Origin of the sequence: Micromonospora sp. DT46 (assembly GCF_049841735.1) — a bacterium.
GTDB classification, from domain to species: Bacteria; Actinomycetota; Actinomycetes; order Mycobacteriales; family Micromonosporaceae; genus Micromonospora; species Micromonospora reichwaldensis.
Window position 1 is genome coordinate 185,539 of sequence record NZ_JBNCKW010000011.1, and the last position, 20,776, is coordinate 206,314.

Here is a 20,776-nt window from a genome sequence, read left to right on the forward strand (position 1 = left end):
TGTCGTTGGTCACCACAAGCGGAGGACGGTCCATGCCCGGTCGGAGCAGGGAGCCGCGCGGATGAGCGCGGTCATCGAGATCGAGGGGCTGCGCAAGACCTTCCACAGCGTGCGGCAGGGCCGCCGGGTGGCGGTCGACGGCTTCGACCTGCTGGTGGAGGCCGGCCAGATCCACGGTTTCCTCGGCCCCAACGGGTCGGGCAAGACCACCACGCTGCGCGCCCTGCTCGGGCTGGTACGGGCCGACGCGGGTCGGATGACGGTGCTGGGCGTCCCCTCGCCGGACGGGCTGCCCCTGGTGGCCGGGCGGGTCGGCGCGATCGTGGAGAGCCCGCAGTTCTTCGGCAACTTCACCGGCCACCGCACCCTGCGCCTGCTCGCCCGGGCCGGCGGCGTGCCGGTCGCCCGGGTCGACGAGGTGCTGGAGCAGGTGGGCCTGCGGGACCGGGGCGACGAACGGGTCAAGGGCTACTCGCTGGGCATGAAGCAGCGGCTGGCGGTGGCGTCCGCCCTGCTCAAGGACCCGGAGCTGCTGATCCTGGACGAGCCGGCGAACGGCCTGGACCCGGCCGGCATCCGGGAGATGCGGGACCTGATGCGCTCGCTGGCGGAGGCCGGCGTGACCGTACTGGTCTCCAGCCACATCCTGGCCGAGATCCAGCTGATCTGCGACCACGTGACGATCATCTCGCGGGGCCGGCGGGTGGCCGCCGGGCGCGTCGACGAGGTGCTGGCCGGCTTCGACCGGCACGAGCTGCTGGTGCGGGTGGACGATCCGCAGCGGGCGGTGGAGCTGCTGACGGCGGCCGGGCTGGCGGCGACCGGGCACGACGACCACCTGGTGGTGGCCGACGTGGACGACGCCACCGAGGTCAGCCGCACCCTCGGTGAGGCGGGCCTCTGGGTGCGCGAGCTGACCCCGCTGCGGCCCGACCTGGAGAGCGCCTTCCTCGAACTGACCGGCCCGGCGGCGCACCCGACGCTGCCCCGGCAGGTGGACGACTCGGTGCTGCCCGACGGCGGGCCCTCCGAACCGGTGATCGACCTCGACGAGCGGGGAGTGGACGCGTGAACCTGGTCCGTGCCGAGCTGGAGCGTCTCGGCGCCCGGCGCTTCGTGCAGCTCATGCTCGTCCTGCTGGTGCTCGCGTTCGGCGTCACGGCGGCGACCACCCTGGCGAGCTCCCACCGGCCCACCGCCCAGGAGGTCTTCGACGCCCAGCAGTCCGCCGCCGCGGCGCGCAGCGAACTGGAGCGCACCCACCAGCTCTGCCTGGACCGGCAGCGCGGCGTCGTGCAGGCGGACGACGTGCAGGAGTACGTCCCCGACGACTGCAGCGAGGTCGACCCGGCCCTGATGGAGCGGGCGCCCGTGGCGTCCGACTACCTCGCCGGGGTGTTCACCTTCGCCGAGGAGGCGAAGCCGCTGCTCTACTTCCTCATCGCCTTCCTCGCGCTCTTCGGCTTCCTGGTCGGCGCCTCCTACATCGGCGCCGACCTGAACTCCGGTGGCGTGGTCAACCTGCTGCTCTGGCGTCCCCGGCGGATGACCGTGCTCGGCACCAAGCTGGGCACGCTGCTCGGCGGGACGGCGCTGCTGTCCGTGCTGGCCTCGGCGGCGTACCTCGGGACGTTCTGGCTGATCGCGCAGGTCGCCGGGCGGCCGGGGCGGCTCGACGGGGAGTTCTGGGGCTCGCTGGGCGCGAACTGGGGGCGCGGCATGCTGCTGGTGCTGCTGCTCACCGTGGTCGGGTTCGCCGTCGCCACCCTGGGCCGGCACACCTCGGCGGCGCTCGGCGCGATCGCCGGCTACCTGGTGGTGTGGGAGCTGGGCGCCCGGCTGGTGATGGAGATCCTGGAGGTCATCAAGGTGGACCGGTACATGCTCTCCAGCTACGCCGCCGCCCTGCTCAACGGCCGGGTCGAGTTCTGGGACTACCGGGCGTGCGACAACGGGGTCTCCAACTCCTGCAACGGCCTCTACGTGGTGACCTGGCAGCCGGCGCTGGTGTTGCTGCTCGGGCTGACCGGCGCGCTGGTCGCCGCCGCCTTTGTGGCGTTCCGCCGCCGCGACCTGATGTGACGCCCGTCCGCCGTCGACGGTGCGGGCGCGAGCGCGGCAGGACCTTGCAGCATCCCGGCCCGCGATGAAATATTCCTTCACATGACGCCGGGCCGCCGCCGACCTCGCCGACCCTGGTCGGCGGGGTCCGGCGCGCGCTCCGCGCCGGCGGGCGGCCGGCCCCGGTCAGCCGACGGTCGAGCCGAAGACCTCGTCGCGGACGGCGTCCAGCGCGGTACGCAGCGCACCCCGCAGGATCGGCTCCTCGGTCAGCCCGGTCGGCACGACCCGGGGACGGACCAGCGTGATCGCCGCGACCTCGTGCTGCACGCGCTCGGCCAGCGCCGCCCCGCCGGCCTGGCCGACCTCGCCGGCGAGCACCACCAGCGGCGGGTCCAGCACCACGCAGGTGCTCGCCACGCCCAGCGCCAGCCGGCGGGCCACCTCGTCGAGCATGGGACCGCCCGCCGTGCCGTCGGCCACCGCCGCCCGTACCGCCACCGCGCCGCTGTCGTCCGGGTAGCCGTGCGCGCGGGCCAGGTCGCGGACCGCGTCCGCGCCGATCAGCTGCTGGAACGCCGGCTTCGCCCGGCGGGACACGTCACGCGGGATGGGCGCCCCGGGCACCGGCAGGTAGCCGATCTCGCCGGCGGCGCCGCTGCTGCCGTGGTGCAGCCGGCCGCCCAGCACGATCGCCAGGCCGACGCCGGCGCCGACCCAGACCAGCACGAAGTCCGTCAGTCCCTGGGCCGCGCCCGACTGCGCCTCGGCGACGGCGGCCAGGTTCACGTCGTTCTCGAAGACCACCTGGGTGTGCAGGTCGTCCCGGAGCGCGGCCAGCAGACCCGTGTGCCAACGGGGCAGGTTGAAGGCGAACGTGATGTCGCCCGTCCCCGGGTCGACGAGGCCCGGGGTGCCCAGCACGATCCGCCGTACGCTCGCCAGCTGCGCCCCGGCGCTGCTCGCGGCCTGGACGACCGCGTTGTGCACCACCCCGACGGGGTCGTCGGTGTCGCGGACCGACTGCTCGACGCGGCCGATCACCGCCCCGGTGATGTCCGCGCAGGCGGCCACCACCCGGTCGGCGCCCACGTCCACCCCGACCACGTGCGCGCTGCCGGGCCGCACGGCGTAGAGCTGGGCGTTGGGCCCCCGCCCGCCGGCCTGCTCGCCGACCCGCGTGACGAGGCCACGCTCCTCCAGCCGCTCGACGAGCTGGGACGCGGTGACCTTGGACAACCCGGTCAGCTCGCCGAGCCGGGCCCGGGTCAGTGGCCCCCGCTCCAGCAGCAGCTCCAACGCCGCGCGGTCGTTCAGCGCCCGCAACAGGCGGGGGGTGCCGGGCAGCCGGGTCGCACTCATGCCACGTCCTCTAGTTTTGGTAAACCTTGCTAACTGTAAACCGACCTGCGAGCGGGTAGCCGACAGCGTATCGGCCGCCCGGGAGCGGGGTGGTCGGCCGACCCGGTACGTCACCGACCCCCGCCGGTACGACTTCCGTGCCGCGGGGACGAAAGGGGAAGATCACGTGGGGCTGGATCCAGGACTGCGCCGGCTCGCGCTCGGCACGCTGCTCGCCGCGTACCCGGGGCCGGTTCCCCCGGGCTGGGCGGTCGACCTGGTCGCCGAGGGGCTCGCGGGGCACACCCTGTTCGGCACCAACGTCCACGACCCGGGGCAGGTGGCGGCGAGCACCGCCGCCCTGCGGGCCGGCCGCCCGGACGTGCTGATCGCGATCGACGAGGAGGGCGGCGATGTCACCCGGCTGGCGCACGCCACCGGCAGCCCGTACCCGGGCAACGCGGCGCTCGGCGCGATCGACGAGGTGGCGCTGACCCGCCGCGTCTACGAGGCCATCGGCGCGGAGCTGGCCGCCCTCGGCGTCACCGTCAACCTCGCGCCGACCGTGGACGTGAACACCGCCGACGAGAACCCGGTGATCGGCACCCGCTCGTTCGGCGCCGACCCGGCCCGGGTCGCCGCGCACTCCGCCGCCGCCGTCACCGGCCTCCAGGCCGCCGGGGTCGCCGCCTGCGCCAAGCACTTCCCGGGCCACGGCGCGACGGTCGCCGACTCCCACCACGAACTGCCCACCGTGGACGTGCCGCTCGACGTGCTGCGCCGGCGCGACCTGCCGCCGTTCGCCGCTGTCGTCGAGGCCGGCGCGCGGGCCGTCATGACCGCGCACATCCGGGTGCCGGCGCTGACCGGCGACGGCCCCGCCACGTTCAGCCGGGCGGTCCTGGTCGACCTGCTCCGCGGCGAGTACGGCTTCACCGGCACCGTCATCACCGACGCGCTGGAGATGAAGGGCGCCGCGGTGGCCGCCGGCGGGGTCGGCCCGGCCGCCGTCCGGGCCCTGGCCGCCGGTGCCGACCTGCTGTGCATCGGCGCCCAGGTCGACGCCGAGCTGGTCGAGCGGGTGGTCGCGGAGATCGTCGGCGCGCTCGGCGACGGCCGCCTGGACCGCTCGCGGGTGGAGGAGGCGGCCGGCCGCGCCGCCGCGCTCGCCGCCTGGACCCGGACCGCCGGCACGACGCCGGCCGCCCCCGACGGACTCGGGTACGCCGCGGCGCGGCGCGCCGTGCGGGTGGAGGGGGAGCTGACCGGCCTGGACCGCCCGCTGATCGTCCAGTTGCACGCCGCGTCGACCATCGCCGAGGGGCGGGTGCCGTGGGGCCTCGGCCCGCACCTGGACGGCACGGAGGAGCTGCGGGTGGTCGCCACCGAGACCGGGCCGGCCGCCCTGCGCCAGCTCGCCGGGGACCGGCCGATCGTGCTGGTCGGCCGCCATCTGCACCGGCTGCCGGGCGGCGCGGACCTGGTGACCGCGCTGGCCGCCGAGCACCCGGTGACCGTGGTCGAGATGGGCTGGCCCTCCCGGTGGCGTCCGGCCGGCGTACGGGCGTTCGTCACCACGTACGGCGCGAGCCACGCCTGCGGCCGCGCGGCCGCCGAGGTGCTCGGCCTGACCGGCTGACGCGGGCACCGGGGGTACGCGCCGGCAGGTGGCGGTCACTCACGGGCGGGCCCGGCCGCTTCGACCGGGCCCGGCCGGGGTATGCGACAGCATGACCGCCACCGACCCATGGCACCGGGCCCTGGCCGACCTCGTGTCCCGGTCCCACCGGCTGCCCCCGGACGAGCTCGCCGCCACGGTCGACGCCGTGCTCGGGCCGTTGGGCGTGACGGCGACCGTGTACCTGGTCGACGCCGAGCAGCACGGCCTGCGCCCGCTGCCCGGGACGAGGCGGGCGGCGCCGGAGGTGCTGCCGATCGACACCAGCCTCGCGGGGCGGGCCTTCACCCAGGTCGAGGTGCACGCGGGGCAGGGGCCACCGCCCCGGCTGTGGGTCCCGATCGTCAACGGCACCGACCGGCTGGGACTGCTGGAGGTGTTTCCGCCGGCCGACGCCGACCTCGCCGACGAGGCGCTACGGGACGGCTGCCGGCTCGTCTCCGGGCTCGTCGGCCACCTGGTCACCAGCAAGAGGGACTACGGGGACGCCCTGCACCGGGTGCGGCGCAGCCGGCCGATGGGGGTCTCCGCCGAGCTGCTCTGGAACCTGCTCCCGCCGCTGACCTTCGCCACCTCGGAGGCGGTGGTCAGCGCCCTGCTCGAGCCCTGCTACGAGGTCGGCGGCGACGCCTTCGACTACGCGGTGCACGGCGGAACCCTGACGCTGGCGATCCTCGACGGGGTCGGGCACGGCCTGCCGGCGGTGCTCACCACCTCGGTGGCGCTGGCGGCGCTGCGGGCGGCCCGGCGTACCGGCTCCGACCTGCCCGGCCTGGTCCGGGCGGTGGACGCCGCGATCGCCGGCCAGTGGGACGACGCGCGGTTCGTCACCGCCGTGCTCGCCGAGTTCGACACCGGCTCCGGAACGCTGCGGTACGTCAACGCGGGACACCCGCCGCCGGTGCTGCTGCGCCGGGGACGGGCCGTGCAGGGGCTGACCGGGGGCCGCCGGCTCCCGCTCGGCCTGCCCGACGGCCGCGTCGAGGTGGCGCGGACCCGGTTGGAGCCCGGTGACCGGCTGCTGCTGTACACGGACGGAGTCACCGAGGCGCGCGACGCGGCGGGCGAGATGTTCGGGCTCTCCCGCCTGGCGGATCTCGCCGAGCGGCACATCGGTTCCGGTCGCCCGGCGGCGGAGACGCTGCGCCGCCTCAGTCACGCGGTGACGGAACACCAGGGCGGGACGCACCAGGACGACGCGACCCTGCTACTGGTCGAGTGGTCCGCCGCCGCGGCGGCGAACTCGGAGCCCTGAGTCAGTCCAGCCCGCGCCATCCCCGCGCGACGGATTCGTCGGCGTCGGAGTCGACGAGCCCGAGCAGGGTGCCGACCCCGGTGATCCGAAGGACCCGCGCCACGCCCGGCTGCGGGCCGGTCACCCACATCGTCACGTCGCGCTCGCGGCCCACGGAGACGCCGTGCACCAGGACGCGTACGCCGCTGGAGTCCAGGAACCGCAGGTCGGCCAGGTCGACGACGACCTCCCGGACGCCGGGTCGGCGCAGCGCCTCGGTGAGCGTCGCCTCGAACTCGCCAGCGGTGGCCATGTCGATCTCACCGGCCGGGCGTAGGACCACCTGGCCCGGCTCCGCGTTCCGCTCACCCCGGTCCATGGCCGCCTCACCGTCGAAGGTCGCGCCGGCACCGGCGCGACTCGACCTTACCGACCCCCGCCCGACCGGACCACGCCGACGGTCACGACGCCCCTCTTGAACGTGTTCAAGAAGTCGCCTACGCTGAGGCGACAACATTTGAACACGTTCAAGAGGGGCGTCGGCGATGGATACAAAGGTCTGGATGTACCTGGTCTACCTGGCGATCAGCATCGGGCTGACCGTCTGGGTGGCCCGGGCGCTGTCGCGCAACGGGCTGGTCTTCCTGGAGGAGGTCTTCGCCGACGAACGGCTGGCCAAGGCCGTCAACAGCCTGCTCGTCGTCGGCTTCTACCTGCTCAACCTCGGCTACGTCACGGTGGCCATGAAGCACCCCGACCCGGTCGGGTCCACCGCCCAGGCCATGGAGGAGCTGTCCCTCAAGATCGGCCTGGTGCTGCTGGTGCTCGGCGCGCTGCACTTCTTCAACGTCTTCGCGCTCGGCCGGTACCGCCGTGGTCGGCTGCGCCAGTTCGCCACCCATCCGCCGCTCGCCCCGGTCGGCCGACTGCCGATGCCGCCCGCGCCCCGCGGCCCGTACCCGGCTGGCCCGCACCCCGCCGGCCCACACCCGGCCGCCCCGCACCCCGCCGGCCCGCACCCCGCCGGTGCTCACCCCGCCGGCGCTCAGCCCGCCGGCCCGCGCCCTACCGGCCCGCACCCCGCCGGCCCGGGGGCGGAGACCGGGCCGGCCGGCAGCCCGCCCGTCCGATGACCGTCAGGCCCCTCGGGTCGGGCGGACTCCCGGACGCCACCGCGCACGGGGGCGGTGGCGTCCGGGGGTTCACCGTCCTCTACGACGCGCACTGCCCACTCTGCCGGTCCGCCCGGCGCTGGCTGGCGTCCCGCGCCCAGCTCGTACCCCTGGAGTTCGTGCCCGCCGGCTCGGCCGAGGCCCGGCGGCGCTTCCCCGGCCTGGACCACGACGCCACGCTGCGCGACCTGACCGTGGTCGCGGACACCGGCGAGGTGTACGCCGGGGACGGCGCCTGGTTCGCCTGCCTCTGGGCCCTGGCCGACCACCGGGGCGCCGCCGAGCGGCTGGCCCGACCGCACCTGCTCCCCCTGGCCCGGCGGGTGGTCGCCGCCGCCGCCTCGGTCCGCGAACGCGTTCGCGACCCGTGGGCGGAGCCGGGCGACGACCTGGCGGGATACGGTGACCCCGATGACCGAGCAGACTGCGCCGACGACCGCTGCGGGTGAGCCGGCGACCGCGCGCGGCGAGCAGACCCGGCAGCTCATCCTGGACACCGCGATGCGGCTGTTCCGCGAGCGCGGGTACGCCCGGACCACCATGCGCGCCATCGCCCAGGAGGCCGGGGTGGCGGTGGGCAACGCCTACTACTACTTCGGCTCCAAGGAACACCTGATCCAGGAGTTCTACGCCCGTTCCCAGGTGGAGCACCGGGCGGCGGCCGGGCCGGTGCTCGCCCGGGAACCCGACCTCGCCGCCCGGCTGGCGGGGGTGATGCACGCCGGGATCGACGTGCTCACCCCGTCGCACTCCTTCGCCGCCAGCTTCTTCAAGACGGCGGCGGAGCCGACCTCCCCGCTGAGCCCCTTCTCGGCGGAGTCGTCCGGCCCGCGCGAGGCGGCGATCGGTCTCTTCGCCGAGGCGCTGGAGGGCTCCACCGCCCGGGTCGACCCGGAGTTGCGCCCGCACCTGCCGGAGCTGCTCTGGTTGGGGTACATGGGGGTGGTGCTCTACTGGGTCTACGACCGCTCGCCCGGCCAGACCCGCACCCGGCAGCTCATCGACGGTGCGGTGCCGTTGGTCGACCGGCTGGTGGGGCTGTCCCGGTTGCGCGTGCTGCGCCCGGTGACCCGGCAGGTGCTCGACCTCATTCGTACGCTGCGTCACTGACCCTTACGACGCCATCCCCCGAGTAGCCGCAGGTCAAGTCCGCTATTCGACACCCGGATCGCACCTACGGCATCTTGCCTTCACCCCCACAGTTACGTAGCGTGATCGGTGCGCACGTCACCTGCGGGACCCTGGGGGAGACTGCGGACCGTGGATCCGGCCCGGGATCCACGGTCCGCGCCCCGCCGTGAGGGGGCACGCGGTCAGAGTGGGTCCGGGCGCGCTCGGGGCGGGTAGACGACGAACGAGCGCCAGCCCCGGTCGGGGAAGCCGGCGGCGGTCGCCACCCGGGCGGAGGCGGTGTTGGCGGGGTCGTGCAGGTACGTCGGGACGGCCCCCTCGTCGAGCACCCGGCGCGCCGCCTGGGCGACCAGCCGCCGGGCCAGCCCCCGCCCCCGGGCCGCCGGCACGGTGCCGACGGCGAGTTCGTGGCCGTACGCGTCGTGCCGCTTGATCCCGACCCCGGCCAGATAGCGCCCCCGGGCGTCGCGCACCACCAGCACCGGCCGGTCGAACAGGCGCAGCCAGGACGGCAGCCCGGCGGCGCCCGGAGGTGTCCACTCCCCCACGTCCGGCAGCGGGGCCGGCGCCACGCTCCACCGGAACACGTCGTCGTGCACCGCCCAGCCGGGTCGTCCGACCGCGGCGGGCAGCGCCGGAAGCGGCGGCCCGCCCGGCAGCCGGGCCAGCTCGCGGACCGCCGCGACCCGGTCGGGAGCCACGGAGAGCACGGTGCTCGCGCCGGCGGTCACCGCGACGGCGGGCCGGAGCCGGCCGTCCCAGGCCGGTCGGGCCCGCCGGTGCGAGCCGACCACGTGCAGCCCGGGCCCCGCCGGCCACTGGCCGAGCCAGCTCGCCAGGTGCAGGTGCAGCCGCCGGTCGAGCATCGCCGCCCACCTCCCCGCGGCCGTCGTGGTCATTCGGCGTCCGGGCCGCCGACACCCGGCCCGCCTCGCCGACGATCACCGTACGCGGGCACGGCGGCACCACGTCACGGAACCCGTCACGGGGCGGGCCCACCCGGCGTCCCGTGACCCGGCGGGCCCGGCGCCGTGGCACGCGGGCCGGCGTCGAGGGTTGGGCGGCGCGGCGGGCGGGTAGACGTACAGGTACGTCGATGACCGCGGGTTCGTGGGACGGCGGCCGATCACGGGAACCAGACGCATCGACCGTCCGTCATATTCATTTTCATACATGGACAACTTTGTTTGGGACGGTATGGTCATGCCGAATCAGCCGAACGACCGGTACCACCAGGCCCCCGAGCGACTCTGGCGGGCCACCGAGGCCACCGGGCGGTTCCCGGCCCAGTCGGCGTACCGGGGTCACCGCGCCGGGGCCGAGGCGCTGCCGTGGAGCGAGGTGGACAAGCAGCCGGCCGGCGCCGCCTCGCGCGGCGGCCTGAACACCCGCTGACCGTCCCGCGTGGCGGGGGGTGGCTGCGCGACACACCCGGACGGTCCACCGGCGGCTTTCGCACACCTGTCGGGTAATTTCTTCTGGTCCGGCATCCCGGCCTACGACAGGAGAAGCTCCGCGCATGGGCAAGAAGACGATCCACGTCTCCGACTTCAGCGGCACGGTCATCCAGCCCGACGACGAGGTGGTCCGCGTCGTCGTCCTGGAGCACCCTGACCTGGTCGCGGGGCCCGTGCGGCTGGACGCCACCCCGGTCGAGGTGGAGGGCATCGACGACGCCGCGCTGGACGTCGCGGTGGTCGAGATCCACGACCGGCACGGCGACGGCGAGCCGCGCCGGGTGGTGCTCACCGCGAGCGAGTTCGACGCGATGGCGACCGACGTGCCGATGGCGCAGCTGTTGAAGACGGCCGAGCGGGTCCGCCCGCCGAAGGCCCGCAAGGGCGCGGAACGGGTCGACTACGGCACGATCGAGCACGCCGGCCGGCCGCACCGGGGCCGGGTCACCGAGGAGGAGGCCCGGTTGGTGCGCGAGCGGCTCGACGAGGTCAACAAGCGGCTCGCCGACGCCGGGATCCGTCAGGTCGACCCGACGGATCCCGAGCACGCCGCCCGCTACGGCTTCCCCGCCGCGCCCTGAGCCGGGTCAGCCCTGCTCCTGGACGGCCCGCAACGCCGCCGCCACCGAGGCCTCGACCGCGGCCTTGGTCACGCCGAGCCCGCTGAGGGCGCCGGCACCGTTCTCGTGCTCCAGGAGCGCGAGCAGGATGTGCTCGGTGCCGATGTAGTTGTGCCCCAGCCGCAGGGCCTCCCGGAAGGTCAGCTCCAGCGCCTTCTTGCCCTGGGCGTCGTACGGGATCAGGTCGGGCACCTCGCCGGACGAGGGCGGCAGCGCGGCCGTCGCGGCCTCGCGCACCCGCTCCAGCGACACTCCCTGGGCGACGATCGCCTTCGCGGCCAGCGCCTCCGGCTCGCTGAGCAGCCCCAGCACCAGGTGCTCGGGGCGGGTCTCGGCGTGGCCGGTGGCGCGGGCCTCGTTCTGCGCGGCCATCACCACGTTGCGGGCCCGGGGGGTGAACCGGGCGAAGCCCTGCTGCGGGTCCAGCGGCGTCTCGTCCGCCTTCGGCACGAAGCGCTTCTGTGCCGCCTGCTTGCTGACGCCCATGCTGCGGCCGATGTCGGTCCAGGACGCGCCCGAGCGGCGGGCCTGGTCGACGAAGTGGCCGATCAGGTGGTCGGCGACGTCGCCGAGGTGGTCGGCCGCGATGACCGCGTCGGTGAGCTGGTCGAGCGCATCGGTGTGCGCCTTCTTGATCGCCTGGATCAGGTCGTCCAGGCGTACCGGGTTGTTCATCTGCACTGGTTCCGTCATGCGTCAACCATAGGTTGACGACGGTCGACCGTCAACCTGAAGTTGACGGCAATCGTCCGTGGCGCACCCCGGGCCCGCGACCCCGTCGAATCACGGTGCGTGACGGATCGTAGGAAAGTTTCACCATTGCCCCGACGATATAGAAGATTTACGATCCGGTCTCCATCGTCCAACCGCCCCCTCGGGACGAACATCGGAGGCAACATGTGTGACGCACCGGAGACAGCCGGCCTGAGCCACCTACCGGCCCGACGCCGCACCCTCCTCACGGCGCTCGGCGTCGGCGTGGGGATCGGGGTCGTCGGCCTGCCCAGCCCCGCGATGGCCGCCGTCGCCGGCTGGAGCAACCCGACGCGCGGCACGCTGACCTCCGGCTACAAGAGCCCCAGCCGGCCCGGTCACCTGGGCTGGGACGTGGCCAACAGCCAGGGCACCCCGGTCTACGCCACGGCCGCCGGGACCGTCCGGGACATCAAGACCAACTCGTACCCGGGTGACACCGCGAGCGGTCCGCTGGGCGGCCGCACCGGCAACAGCGTCCACATCAACCACGCCGACGGCTACTTCTCCTACTACGGCCACCTGCACCGGGTGCTGGTCAGCGCCGGCCAGCAGGTCAGCTGCGGCCAGTTGGTCGGCCTGATGGGCACCACCGGCAACTCGACCGGCCCGCACCTGCACTTCGAGATCCACAACCCCCGGCTGACCTCGATGGACCCCCGGGTCTTCCTGGCCAACCGGGGCATCACCCTCGGCTCCACGGCCCCGGTGGGCAGCACCGGCTACCCGAGCGTCGGCCAGGGCGCCTCGGGCTGGGTGCCCCGGGTGATCCAGTACCTGGTGCGGGCGCGCGGCGTCTCCGTCGTGGTGGACGGGGTCTACGGGCCGGGCTGCGCCGCTTCGGTCAGGTCGTTCCAGAGCGGCCGGGGCCTCTACGCCGACGGCATGGTCGGCCCGATCACCTGGACCGCGCTCGTGCTGCCCCTGCGGGAGGGCAACTCCGGTGACCTGGTGCGCGGCCTCCAGACCGCGCTCAACGCCCGGGGGGCGAGCCTCCTCGTCGACGGCGGCTTCGGTGCGGTCACCACCAGCGCGGTACGCAGCTTCCAGAGCCGCAACGGCCTCGTCGTCGACGGTCTCGTCGGCCCGGTGACCTGGAGCGTGCTCATCTGAGCGGGCCCGTCAGAGCCAGCCGTTGTCCCGGGCGGTGCGGAACGCCTCCGCCCGGTTGGCCACCCCGAGCTTGCTGACCGCCGCGGAGAGGTGGTTGCGGACCGTGCCCGCCGACAGGTGGGTACGCCGGGCCACCTCCGCCACCGGCGTGTCGTACTCGGCCAGCCGCAGCACGTCCAGCTCGCGCGGCGTGAGCGGGCACTCGGGCGCGGTGAGCGCGTCGGCGGCCAGCGCCGGATCGACGTACCGGCCGCCGGCGTGCACGCGGCGGATGACGTCGGCGAGCGTCCCGCCCGGCGCGCCCTTGGGCAGGAACCCCTTGGCCCCGGCCGCCAGCGCGCGTTGCAGGTGCGGCGGCCGGCCGTGCCCGGTCAGGATCACCACCTTGCAGGCGGGCAGGACGCGCGCCAGCTCCGCCGTCACCTCCAGCCCGTCCAGGGCCGGCATCTGGAGGTCCACCACGGCGACGTCCGGCCGGTGGGCGAGCGCGGCGGTCACGGCGGCCCGCCCGTCCGGCGCCTCGGTCACCACCTCCAGGTCGGACTCCAGACCGAGCAGGGCGGCCAGCGCCGCCCGGATCAGGTCCTCGTCGTCGGCGAGCAGCACCCTGATCACGGGCGGGTCCGTACCGTCACGTCGAGGCGGAACACCCCGTGGTCGATCCCGTGGCGCAGGGTCCCCCCGGCCTCGGCCAGCCGCTCGGCCAGCCCGCGCAGCCCGAAGCTGTGCCGGTCCGGCGACGCCCCCTCGGCGCCGTCGTTCGTCATTGTCATCCGTACCTCGTCCTCGTCCTGGCTGATCTCGATGGTGCACCAGGTGGCCCGGCTGTGCCGCAACACGTTGGTGCTGGCCTCCCGCAGCACCGCGACGAGCTGCCGGGCGATCTCCGACGGTACGTCGTCCGGCGGCAGCGCGACCGCGCAGCGGATGCCGGAGGAACGCAGCACCTGCTCCACCGCGGCGATCTGGTCCCCGAGGTCCACCGCACGGTACCCGTGCACCACCTCGCGCAGCTCGACCAGCGCCGACGCGGCCAGCCGCTGCACCTCGGCGGCCTCCCGGCTGGCGCGCCCGGCGTCCGTCGCCGCCAGCCGGGACGCCAGCTCGGCCTTGAGCGCGATGACCGAGAGGCTGTGCCCGAGCAGGTCGTGCACGTCGCGGGCGAAGCGCAGCCGCTCCTCGGTGGCCGCGAGCCGCCCCTGGGCGGCCCGTCCCCGCTGTGCCTGGACGAGCAGCCCCCACAGCCAGAGCTGGAGGGCGTTCCACGCGGCCATGGAGAGGCCGGCTACCAGCACGATGGTGACCTGGCCGCGGACCGGGGCCCCGTTCCAGGCCGCCACCCCGGCGGCCGTCGCCACGGACAGCAGCACCGCCGGGCCGGCGGCCCACCACTGCCGCAGCAGGGACACCGAGCCGATCACCGACGCCCCCAGGAATCCCCAGGTCGCCCACTCCGGCCCGCCCACGGGCCCGACCAGCGGTACGGAGAGCACGGCGGCGCAGACGAACCCGGCGAGCAGTCGGCGCCGCGTCGACTCGGCCAGCCACGGGGTGATCGCCCCGTACAGCGCTCCGCTCTGCGCGGCGACGAACAGGACGACGCCCACCGCCCCGGCCGCCGCCCAGCGGGGATCCTCCTCCCGCGACAGTCCGACGGCGGCCAGCAGCAACGTGCCCAGGACGCCGCTGCCGACGGTGCTCAACGTGACGGCACGGGCGCGGCGCAGGCCGACGTCACGCTCGACCTGCGCCCGCTCCATGCTCACGCTCCCGATGCCAGGTGGCGCGATGACCTCGATCATCCGTGCCGGGGCTCCCATCGGAAGTACCGGGCGGCCGTGAACAGCGACACCGCCAGCCAGACCAGCAGCACCCCGAAGGAGGGCAGCGTCTCGACCAGCGTCCCGGCGAAGCTCAGGGCCTGGCCCTCGTCGGTGCGGGCGAGCCAGCCGACGCGCATGATCTCGGTGAACGGCCCCATGGGCAGGAACCAGAGGATCCGTTCCAGCGACTCCGGCAGCGCGCCGAGCGGCAGCAGCGCACCCGGCGTGGCCAGGAAGATCACCAGGGTCGGCAGGGTGGTCAGCATGGCCGCCTCGGAGCTGCGGGTGATCGCGGAGAGCGCCGCCGAGAAGGCCGCCATGATCGCGGACCCGATCAGCAACGCCAGCGCCATGACCAGCGGGTTCTTCGGCATCGGCAGGCCCAGCACCAGGAGGGCGTAACCGACCAGCACGACGAACTGGGCGAGGAAGATCGCCACGGTGCTGCTGGCCGTGCCGAGCAGGATGGTGCGGTCCGAGGCGAGCCCCGCCCGCAGCCGCTTGAGCACCAGCTCCTGGCGGCGCGACGCGTACACGGTGGTCAGGTGGTGGTGCACCAGGAAGACCATGATCAGGGTGGTGATGCTGACGACCCGGCGGACGCCGGGCACCGCCTCGCCCCCGTACTCGCTGATGAGCAGGATGGCGATCATCAGCGGGGTCACCACGGACATGGCGGTGGCCGTCCAGTTGCGACGCAGCGCCAGCAGCTCCATCTTGAGCATCGCGGCCATCTGCCAGAGCGGCCTGGTCGCCCGGTCGCGCGGGGTGGCGGTGGTGGTGGGGCTCTGCGTCGTCATCGTCCCGCTCATCGGGCGGCCTCCGGTTCCGCGTGCTGGTCGGTCTGGTCGTGGTCGGCGGCGATGTCCAGGAAGACATCCTCCAGGGTGGCAGGTCGGGCCGACAGGGAAGCCAGTCGGATGTCGCCCGCGTTGGCCCATTCGAGCAGCCGGGTGAGGTCGCTCTGGAGTTGGCGGGACTCGTACGTGACCCGGTCGCCCTCGACCATGCGGGCGGCGTGCGGCAGGTCGGGAAGGGCGTCCGTCGCCGGCAGCCGGAAGCTGATCCGGGCGGGCAGGGTGCGTACGACGTCCTCCGGGGCGCCCGTGGCGACGATGCTCCCGCCCCGCATGATGGCCACCCGGTCGGCGAGGACCTCCGCCTCCTCCAGGTAGTGCGTGGTGAGCAGGACGGTGGTCCCACCCTTCTGGAGCTCGCGGACGACGTCCCAGGTGCGGCGCCGGGAGGCCGGGTCCATGCCCGTGGTCGGCTCGTCGAGGAAGAGCACCTCCGGGCGGCCGAGCACGGCCAGCGCCAGCTCCAGCCGCCGGCCCTCGCCGCCGGAGAGCTGCTCGACCGCCACGTTCATCCGGTCGCCGAGGTCGACCAGGTCCAGCACCTCCGCGGTGGTCTGCGGCCGGACGGTGAGGGAGCGCCAGATCTCCACCGTCTCCCGGACGGTCAGCGCACCGGTGAACCCGCCGTGCTGGAGCATCACCCCCGTCCGGGGACGCAGCGCGGCCCGCTCCCGCACCGGATCCAGCCCGAGCACCCGGACCCGGCCGGAGGTGGCCGGTTGCAGTCCCTCCAGGACCTCGATGGTGGTGGTCTTGCCGGCACCGTTGGTGCCCAGCAGGGCGAACAGCTCGCCTCGTTGGATCCGCAGCGAGATCCCCCGCACCGCCTCGAACTCCCCGTAGCTGCGCCGCAGCCCGTCCACTTCGATCACGACGTCATCCATGCTTCACAGGCTGCCGTCGACCGGCGACAGAACCAACCCCCGCCGCGTCACGTTCCGACCGTGTCGTACGCATGCCTCACCCGTGCGTCCGCCACGTGCGCGACGCCCGCCCCCGGCGGCTCACCCGGTGGTGGCGACGAACGGCGGCACGTCCACCGGGAGTTCCGGCAGTACCCCCGCGAGAGCCTGGACCTTCGACCACGTCATGGTCACCTGGTCGAGGTCCCCCTCCCCCAGCGGGACGCCCAGCTCGCCGAACGCCTGGGCCAGCCGCTCCCGCCGGACGGGGTCGACCCCGTCGGCGGGCGCCTCCGGGGCGCAGACCGCCGCGAGGTCCGTCACGACCTCCAGCTTCGGCTCGCGCTCGTGCCAGCCCGTACGCCGCTGGTAGACGTCGGCGACGGCGGCCAGCTCGAAGTCGCGGCCGGGGGCGGCGGCCAGTTGCAGCGACAGCGGCAACCCGTCGCCGTCGGCCCCCATCGGCAGCGCCAGCGCGGGGAAGCCGACCGCGCTCCAGATGCTGGGCAGGAAGGAGATCGTCTGGAGGCTGGCCTGGTCGTCGTAGCGGGGGGCGGCGGACGGCCAGGCGGGCGTGGCGATGACGTCGACGTCCCGCAACCGCGCCCGCAGGGCCTCGGCGCCCCACCCACGCACCCGCTGGGCCCGCAGGTACGTCTCCGCCGGGAGCACGCCGCCGAGCGCGACGTTCCACCGGAACGGCCGGCCGTAGTCGTTCCAGCGCGCCCGGAACTGCGCCCCGTGCACCTCGAACGCCTCCACCAGCATCGTCACGAGCTGCGCGGCGAAGAGCGGGAACGCCTCGTCGAGGGGCACGTCGACGACCTCCGCCCCGGCGGCCCGCAGCTCGTCGAGCGCGGCGTCGAAGGCGGCGGCGGTGTCGTCGGTCAGCGCGGCGGCGTACCGCACGAGGTCCCCCGGGACGCCGACACGGACGCCCGCGAGGTCGGCGAGCGCCGGCCGGGACAGCTCCGCGGGCCGGTCCGCCATCACGGCGAGCAGCCGCGCGCACTCCCGGGCCGTACGGGCCAGCGGACCCGCCGTCTCGACCGACCGCGCCAGCGGGCGGACACCCGCCGCCGGCAGGAGGCCCTGCGTCGGCTTCAGCCCGGTCACGCCGCACAGCGCGGCCGGGATCCGGATGCTGCCGTTGCTGTCGGTGCCGACACCCGCGTCGAAGAACCCGGCGGGGATGCCGTTGGCGCTGCCGCAGCTCGACCCGCCGGTCCACCGGTGGGGGTCCCACGGGTTGCGCGGCACCGGGAAGGACGCGTCCGGGTCCGGCCGGGACAGCGCGTGCTCCGCCATCGTGGTCTTGCCCACGATCACCGCGCCCGCCGCGCGCAGCCGTGCCACCACGGTCGCGTCGCGGTCGGCCCACCAGCCCGCGTCGTGCACGACGCTCTGGCAGGTGCTCGGCGCGCCGGCGACGGCGACGACGTCCTTGACGCCGATCAGCGTGCCGCGCAGCGGCCCGTCCGTGCCGGGGTCGTCGACAGGGAAGCGGTGCAGGAAGGTGCCGAGCATCGGCCCGAGCCGGTCGGCCCGCTCGGCTGCGGCGGCGAGGCGGTCCATGTCAGCTCACCACCTGGTGATCGGGCCGGCCGGTCGCGACGGTTCGCGGGGCGGCGGAATTGACGGGCCGATTACCGGCCAATTCCCGTTCGGTGCCCGTCACAGTTTCCCGAAAGAAGTCGGTGTGTGGAAAGGCGAACAACTCGGCCGTGGCGTCGTCACGACCCATGACATCCGTTCCCGCGTCGACGGTCGACGAATGACCGTCACCGTTCCGCCTCTGACGTGTCACGAACACCTCCCCGCACGGGCCACGGAATGCGCAGCCCAGGACCACGACAGGTCCGACGATGGCGGGTACGGCCATCGCGGGGTAACCCCTACGGTCACCCCTCACCACCCCGGAATAAGGCGCCTCGGACGCCAATTCTCGCGGCGGCGGCCCCGGAATTCCTGGCTCCCCGCTCCCTAGCGCTGCTAAATACTATTCGCATACCCGCACCGATCTAAATGGGGAAATCAATGAGCAACGCAATCGCGAACCTCGTGGCCACACCCACGCCCGGTGCGGTGGACCCACAGGCGATCGACGTGGCGGACGTGCACAAGAGCTACGGCGACGTGCGCGCCGTCAACGGCATCGACCTGCGGATCGCTCCCGGCGAGGTGGTCGCGTTGCTCGGGCCCAACGGTGCGGGGAAGTCCACGCTCGTCGACATGATCCTGGGGCTCACCCGCCCCGACCGTGGCGAGATCCGCGTCTTCGGGCACACCCCCCGGGAGGCCATCACCCGGGGCGTCATCGGGGCGACGCTCCAGGACGGCGCCCTGCTCGACGACGTGTCGATCCGCGAGCTGCTCACGATGGTGGCGTCGCTGCACACCGCCCCCCTGCCGATCGCCGAGGTGCTGCGCCGCACCGACCTCACCGACGTCGCCGACCGCCGCAGCCGGCTCTCCGGCGGTCAGCGCCAGCGGCTGCGGCTGGCCATGACCCTCGTGTCCGACCCGAAGCTGCTGGTGCTGGACGAGCCGACGGTGGCGATGGACGTCGAGTCCCGCCACGTGTTCTGGGCCGCCATGCGGGAGTTCACCGACTCCGGACGCACCGTGGTGTTCGCCTCCCACTACATGGAGGAGGCCGAGGAGTTCGCCGACCGGGTGGTGCTCGTACAGGCCGGGAAGATCATCGCCGACGGCACGGTCACGGAGATCCGCTCCGTGGTGGCGGGCCGCTCGCTGTCGGCCACCGTCCCGGACGCGACGGTCGAGCAGCTGCGCCTGCTGCCCGGCGTGATGACCGCCGAGGCCCGTGGCCAGCGCGTCGAGATCGTCAGTTCCGACTCCGACGCCACCGCCCGCGAGTTGTTCGCGCGCTTCCCCCAGGCGTACGACGTCGAGATCGGCGCCCTCGGCCTGGAACAGGCGTTCCTGGCCCTCACCGCGACGAAGGGCGGGGCCGCCTGATGAGCGCCGGCTTCCTCAAGCTCGAAGTGAAGCGGGTGCTCCGGGCCCGCAAGTTCTGGATCGTCGCGTTCCTGTTCCCGACGCTGCTCTACCTGATGCAGGCCAACCTGTTCGACATGATGCAGGCCAACCTGGCCGGCGGAGGCGCCGGCATCAACTTCAGTGAGCACCTGCTCGGCAGTCTCGCCGCCTTCGGGGCGCTCTTCGTCGCGCTGAACGTCGGCACCAGGGTGGCGATCGAGCGGTCCACCGGATGGCAGCGCCAACTGCGCATCACCCCCCTGTCCCCGACCTCCTACCTGGCGGCGAAGCTGACCGCGGCGATGGTGGTGGCGCTGCCGGCGATCACGGCGGTGGCGCTCACCGGCGCGCTGCTGGAGGGCGTCCGGCTGCCGGTGGGCGGCTGGCTCCAACTGGTGCTCGGGGTGTGGGTCGGCACGCTGCCGTTCGCGCTGCTGGGCGTCTTCATCGGCCAGGTCGCCACGGCCGAGAGCGTGCAGGTGCTCACCTCCGTCTCGCACATGCTGCTCGGCGTACTCGGCGGCGCGCTGGTCCCGTCGGTCGCGTTCCCCGACTGGATGCAGACGGCGTCCGCGATCATGCCGAGCCACTGGCTGGCCGAAATCGGGCACAGCCCGTTCGAGGACACCGCCCGGCTCGGGCTCGCCGCCGTGGTGCTCGCGGGCTGGACCGTCGTGCTCGGCGGCGCCGTGATCCTGCGGTACCTGAAGGACAGCGCCCGCGTCTGAGCGCCCGCGACCGGGAGCGCACGGGCCGCACCCCCTGAACGACGAACGTACGCACCGCTACGACGAGGGATCCCATCGTGAAGAAGAACTCCTGGCAGATACTGCGCAAGGGCGGGCCGGGCGGCCTCACGCTCACCGTCGACTTCACCAGCACCGGCCGCACCCAGGCGTGCTTCCGCGACCTGGTGCCCCTGTTGAGCGCGCCCGGCGAGATCTGGGAGACCGTGGCACCCGCCTCCGGCGCCGAGGACACCATGTCCGGCGCCGACTACGTCGAGCGGTGGGCGAAGGGCGTACGCCGGCGGGAACGCACCGTCGACACCGTGATCGGCTACTGCGTGGGCGCGGTGTTCGCCGCCCCCCTCGCGTCCCGGCTGGCCGAGTCGCAGGACGAGGCGCCGAGGCTGGTCCTGCTGGACCCGGAGCTGCCGAACATCGTCGGGCTGTACCGGGACTTCCACGCCGCCGCGGACGCGCTGCGGACCATCCTCACCCCCGAGGAGATCGCGGCGTTCCACGCCGACGGCCAGGCGGTGCAGGAGAAGCACGGGCTCGAGGACCTCACCCTCATCGGTCCCGCGCTCGCCGGGATCTTCTCCGACGCGATCGACGTGGCGGGCCGCCGGCTCGGCCTGGACGACGACGTCCGGGCCGAACTGGGCGGCAGCTTCGCCTCGTTCGTCGGCTACCTGCGGGCGGCGACGGAGATCGACCCCGCCCCGCAGTGGGCGACGGCGACGGCGATCACCTCCGCGCACTCGACCCAGCGCGGGCAGGGCTTCGGGCGCACCATCCCGCTCGCCGTCGACCACGACCAGATGCTGCGTCACCCCGACGTCGCCGCGACGGTCTCCGGCCTGATGACCGGTGCGGACGCCGGTCAGCGGATCGCGGGGTAGCGCG

At 74.1% G+C, this 20,776-nt stretch carries 23 protein-coding genes; 13 read left to right on the forward strand and 10 right to left on the reverse strand.

Translation table 11 applies throughout. The annotated features are described in order from the left end of the window. The first annotated feature begins 61 nt into the window (after positions 1 to 61). Both ACLQ20_RS27890 and ACLQ20_RS27895 read left to right on the forward strand, forming a co-directional pair. Positions 62 to 1,072 (forward strand): ABC transporter ATP-binding protein, encoded by a 1,011-nt coding sequence (locus tag ACLQ20_RS27890; protein WP_327030705.1) that lies wholly within the window; start codon positions 62 to 64, stop codon positions 1,070 to 1,072. After that, positions 1,069 to 2,082 carry an ABC transporter permease subunit gene (locus ACLQ20_RS27895; protein ID WP_425858060.1) on the forward strand — a complete coding sequence of 338 codons (1,014 nt, stop codon included), beginning with the start codon at positions 1,069 to 1,071 and terminating at the stop codon, positions 2,080 to 2,082. The genes ACLQ20_RS27890 and ACLQ20_RS27895 overlap by 4 nt, the downstream gene beginning before the upstream one ends. 165 nt (positions 2,083 to 2,247) lie before the next feature. On the opposite strand, the gene ACLQ20_RS27900 is transcribed toward ACLQ20_RS27895, so the two are convergent. Then, entirely contained in the window at positions 2,248 to 3,423 is a 1,176-nt protein-coding gene (locus tag ACLQ20_RS27900; protein ID WP_358122615.1) for an ROK family transcriptional regulator, read from the reverse strand. 166 nt (positions 3,424 to 3,589) lie between these two features. Between ACLQ20_RS27900 and ACLQ20_RS27905 the strand changes: the two genes are divergently transcribed. Then, positions 3,590 to 5,041 (forward strand): glycoside hydrolase family 3 protein, encoded by a 1,452-nt coding sequence (locus ACLQ20_RS27905; protein ID WP_151455629.1) that lies wholly within the window; start codon positions 3,590 to 3,592, stop codon positions 5,039 to 5,041. A 91-nt stretch (positions 5,042 to 5,132) separates the two neighbouring features. Then, positions 5,133 to 6,335: a PP2C family protein-serine/threonine phosphatase gene (locus ACLQ20_RS27910; RefSeq protein ID WP_425858061.1), complete on the forward strand. Its 1,203-nt coding sequence runs from the start codon at positions 5,133 to 5,135 to the stop codon at positions 6,333 to 6,335. Between the two features lies 1 nt (position 6,336). Here the strand turns inward: ACLQ20_RS27910 and ACLQ20_RS27915 are convergent, their stop codons facing one another. Next, a complete protein-coding gene (locus ACLQ20_RS27915) occupies positions 6,337 to 6,693 on the reverse strand; it encodes an STAS domain-containing protein (protein ID WP_425858062.1) in 357 nt (118 codons plus the stop codon). Between the two features lie 166 nt (positions 6,694 to 6,859). Between ACLQ20_RS27915 and ACLQ20_RS27920 the strand changes: the two genes are divergently transcribed. The 3 genes from ACLQ20_RS27920 to ACLQ20_RS27930 are packed head-to-tail and all read left to right on the forward strand — an operon-like array spanning position 6,860 to position 8,596. Continuing rightward, complete coding sequence (locus ACLQ20_RS27920) at positions 6,860 to 7,447, forward strand: hypothetical protein (RefSeq protein WP_425858063.1); 588 nt, start codon at positions 6,860 to 6,862, stop codon at positions 7,445 to 7,447. After that, on the forward strand, positions 7,444 to 7,935 hold the full coding sequence (locus ACLQ20_RS27925; protein WP_151455660.1) for a thiol-disulfide oxidoreductase DCC family protein: 492 nt from the start codon (positions 7,444 to 7,446) through the stop codon (positions 7,933 to 7,935). Before ACLQ20_RS27920 ends, ACLQ20_RS27925 begins: the two co-directional genes overlap by 4 nt. Further along, positions 7,898 to 8,596, forward strand: coding sequence for a TetR/AcrR family transcriptional regulator (locus tag ACLQ20_RS27930; protein ID WP_132240842.1), 699 nt, complete (start codon positions 7,898 to 7,900; stop codon positions 8,594 to 8,596). Before ACLQ20_RS27925 ends, ACLQ20_RS27930 begins: the two co-directional genes overlap by 38 nt. 203 nt (positions 8,597 to 8,799) lie before the next feature. On the opposite strand, the gene ACLQ20_RS27935 is transcribed toward ACLQ20_RS27930, so the two are convergent. Beyond that, complete coding sequence (locus ACLQ20_RS27935; protein ID WP_151455673.1) at positions 8,800 to 9,483, reverse strand: GNAT family N-acetyltransferase; 684 nt, start codon at positions 9,481 to 9,483, stop codon at positions 8,800 to 8,802. A 337-nt stretch (positions 9,484 to 9,820) separates the two neighbouring features. On the opposite strand from ACLQ20_RS27935, the gene ACLQ20_RS27940 reads away from it, so the two are divergent. After that, a complete protein-coding gene (locus ACLQ20_RS27940; RefSeq protein ID WP_151455661.1) occupies positions 9,821 to 10,012 on the forward strand; it encodes a DNA repair protein in 192 nt (63 codons plus the stop codon). Between the two features lie 124 nt (positions 10,013 to 10,136). Continuing rightward, positions 10,137 to 10,655, forward strand: coding sequence for a hypothetical protein (locus ACLQ20_RS27945; protein WP_132240844.1), 519 nt, complete (start codon positions 10,137 to 10,139; stop codon positions 10,653 to 10,655). A 6-nt stretch (positions 10,656 to 10,661) separates the two neighbouring features. Here the strand turns inward: ACLQ20_RS27945 and ACLQ20_RS27950 are convergent, their stop codons facing one another. Continuing rightward, on the reverse strand, positions 10,662 to 11,387 hold the full coding sequence (locus ACLQ20_RS27950; RefSeq protein WP_151455662.1) for a Clp protease N-terminal domain-containing protein: 726 nt from the start codon (positions 11,385 to 11,387) through the stop codon (positions 10,662 to 10,664). Between the two features lie 204 nt (positions 11,388 to 11,591). Between ACLQ20_RS27950 and ACLQ20_RS27955 the strand changes: the two genes are divergently transcribed. Next, positions 11,592 to 12,560, forward strand: coding sequence for a peptidoglycan DD-metalloendopeptidase family protein (locus tag ACLQ20_RS27955; protein WP_151455663.1), 969 nt, complete (start codon positions 11,592 to 11,594; stop codon positions 12,558 to 12,560). 9 nt (positions 12,561 to 12,569) lie between these two features. On the opposite strand, the gene ACLQ20_RS27960 is transcribed toward ACLQ20_RS27955, so the two are convergent. The 6 genes from ACLQ20_RS27960 to ACLQ20_RS27985 form a co-directional block, all read right to left on the reverse strand. Next, entirely contained in the window at positions 12,570 to 13,175 is a 606-nt protein-coding gene (locus tag ACLQ20_RS27960) for a response regulator transcription factor (RefSeq protein WP_101411373.1), read from the reverse strand. Beyond that, positions 13,172 to 14,320 carry a sensor histidine kinase gene (locus ACLQ20_RS27965; RefSeq protein ID WP_425858078.1) on the reverse strand — a complete coding sequence of 383 codons (1,149 nt, stop codon included), beginning with the start codon at positions 14,318 to 14,320 and terminating at the stop codon, positions 13,172 to 13,174. The genes ACLQ20_RS27960 and ACLQ20_RS27965 overlap by 4 nt, the downstream gene beginning before the upstream one ends. 38 nt (positions 14,321 to 14,358) lie before the next feature. Beyond that, positions 14,359 to 15,183, reverse strand: coding sequence for an ABC transporter permease (locus ACLQ20_RS27970; protein ID WP_151455664.1), 825 nt, complete (start codon positions 15,181 to 15,183; stop codon positions 14,359 to 14,361). An 8-nt stretch (positions 15,184 to 15,191) separates the two neighbouring features. After that, positions 15,192 to 16,124 (reverse strand): ABC transporter ATP-binding protein, encoded by a 933-nt coding sequence (locus ACLQ20_RS27975; RefSeq protein ID WP_151455665.1) that lies wholly within the window; start codon positions 16,122 to 16,124, stop codon positions 15,192 to 15,194. A gap of 120 nt (positions 16,125 to 16,244) precedes the next feature. After that, positions 16,245 to 17,717, reverse strand: a complete 1,473-nt coding sequence (locus ACLQ20_RS27980) for an amidase (protein ID WP_327030699.1) — start codon at positions 17,715 to 17,717, stop codon at positions 16,245 to 16,247. Between the two features lies 1 nt (position 17,718). Beyond that, a complete protein-coding gene (locus ACLQ20_RS27985) occupies positions 17,719 to 17,949 on the reverse strand; it encodes a hypothetical protein (RefSeq protein WP_151455667.1) in 231 nt (76 codons plus the stop codon). A gap of 230 nt (positions 17,950 to 18,179) precedes the next feature. On the opposite strand from ACLQ20_RS27985, the gene ACLQ20_RS27990 reads away from it, so the two are divergent. The 3 genes from ACLQ20_RS27990 (at position 18,180) to ACLQ20_RS28000 (ending at position 20,772) form a co-directional block, all read left to right on the forward strand. Continuing rightward, positions 18,180 to 19,124 (forward strand): ABC transporter ATP-binding protein, encoded by a 945-nt coding sequence (locus ACLQ20_RS27990; RefSeq protein WP_151455668.1) that lies wholly within the window; start codon positions 18,180 to 18,182, stop codon positions 19,122 to 19,124. Next, positions 19,124 to 19,873, forward strand: a complete 750-nt coding sequence (locus ACLQ20_RS27995) for an ABC transporter permease (RefSeq protein ID WP_151455669.1) — start codon at positions 19,124 to 19,126, stop codon at positions 19,871 to 19,873. Before ACLQ20_RS27990 ends, ACLQ20_RS27995 begins: the two co-directional genes overlap by 1 nt. A gap of 77 nt (positions 19,874 to 19,950) precedes the next feature. Further along, positions 19,951 to 20,772, forward strand: a complete 822-nt coding sequence (locus ACLQ20_RS28000) for a hypothetical protein (protein WP_151455670.1) — start codon at positions 19,951 to 19,953, stop codon at positions 20,770 to 20,772. Positions 20,773 to 20,776: the final 4 nt, after the last annotated feature.

What these genes read in the sequence shown, in the direction of transcription:
- ACLQ20_RS27980 (WP_327030699.1), bottom strand. Translation starts at nt 17,717, where the DNA reads ATGGACCGCCTCGCCGCCGCAGCCGAGCGGGCCGACCGGCTCGGGCCG.
- ACLQ20_RS27970 (WP_151455664.1), bottom strand. Translation starts at nt 15,183, where the DNA reads ATGACGACGCAGAGCCCCACCACCACCGCCACCCCGCGCGACCGGGCG.
- ACLQ20_RS27910 (WP_425858061.1), top strand. Translation starts at nt 5,133, where the DNA reads ATGACCGCCACCGACCCATGGCACCGGGCCCTGGCCGACCTCGTGTCC.
- ACLQ20_RS27900 (WP_358122615.1), bottom strand. Translation starts at nt 3,423, where the DNA reads ATGAGTGCGACCCGGCTGCCCGGCACCCCCCGCCTGTTGCGGGCGCTG.
- ACLQ20_RS27890 (WP_327030705.1), top strand. Translation starts at nt 62, where the DNA reads ATGAGCGCGGTCATCGAGATCGAGGGGCTGCGCAAGACCTTCCACAGC.
- ACLQ20_RS27915 (WP_425858062.1), bottom strand. Translation starts at nt 6,693, where the DNA reads ATGGACCGGGGTGAGCGGAACGCGGAGCCGGGCCAGGTGGTCCTACGC.
- ACLQ20_RS27940 (WP_151455661.1), top strand. Translation starts at nt 9,821, where the DNA reads ATGCCGAATCAGCCGAACGACCGGTACCACCAGGCCCCCGAGCGACTC.
- ACLQ20_RS27955 (WP_151455663.1), top strand. Translation starts at nt 11,592, where the DNA reads ATGTGTGACGCACCGGAGACAGCCGGCCTGAGCCACCTACCGGCCCGA.
- ACLQ20_RS27990 (WP_151455668.1), top strand. Translation starts at nt 18,180, where the DNA reads ATGAGCAACGCAATCGCGAACCTCGTGGCCACACCCACGCCCGGTGCG.
- ACLQ20_RS27965 (WP_425858078.1), bottom strand. Translation starts at nt 14,320, where the DNA reads ATGGAGCGGGCGCAGGTCGAGCGTGACGTCGGCCTGCGCCGCGCCCGT.
- ACLQ20_RS27930 (WP_132240842.1), top strand. Translation starts at nt 7,898, where the DNA reads ATGACCGAGCAGACTGCGCCGACGACCGCTGCGGGTGAGCCGGCGACC.
- ACLQ20_RS27995 (WP_151455669.1), top strand. Translation starts at nt 19,124, where the DNA reads ATGAGCGCCGGCTTCCTCAAGCTCGAAGTGAAGCGGGTGCTCCGGGCC.
- ACLQ20_RS27975 (WP_151455665.1), bottom strand. Translation starts at nt 16,124, where the DNA reads ATGGATGACGTCGTGATCGAAGTGGACGGGCTGCGGCGCAGCTACGGG.
- ACLQ20_RS27925 (WP_151455660.1), top strand. Translation starts at nt 7,444, where the DNA reads ATGACCGTCAGGCCCCTCGGGTCGGGCGGACTCCCGGACGCCACCGCG.
- ACLQ20_RS27935 (WP_151455673.1), bottom strand. Translation starts at nt 9,483, where the DNA reads ATGCTCGACCGGCGGCTGCACCTGCACCTGGCGAGCTGGCTCGGCCAG.
- ACLQ20_RS27920 (WP_425858063.1), top strand. Translation starts at nt 6,860, where the DNA reads ATGGATACAAAGGTCTGGATGTACCTGGTCTACCTGGCGATCAGCATC.
- ACLQ20_RS27950 (WP_151455662.1), bottom strand. Translation starts at nt 11,387, where the DNA reads ATGACGGAACCAGTGCAGATGAACAACCCGGTACGCCTGGACGACCTG.
- ACLQ20_RS27945 (WP_132240844.1), top strand. Translation starts at nt 10,137, where the DNA reads ATGGGCAAGAAGACGATCCACGTCTCCGACTTCAGCGGCACGGTCATC.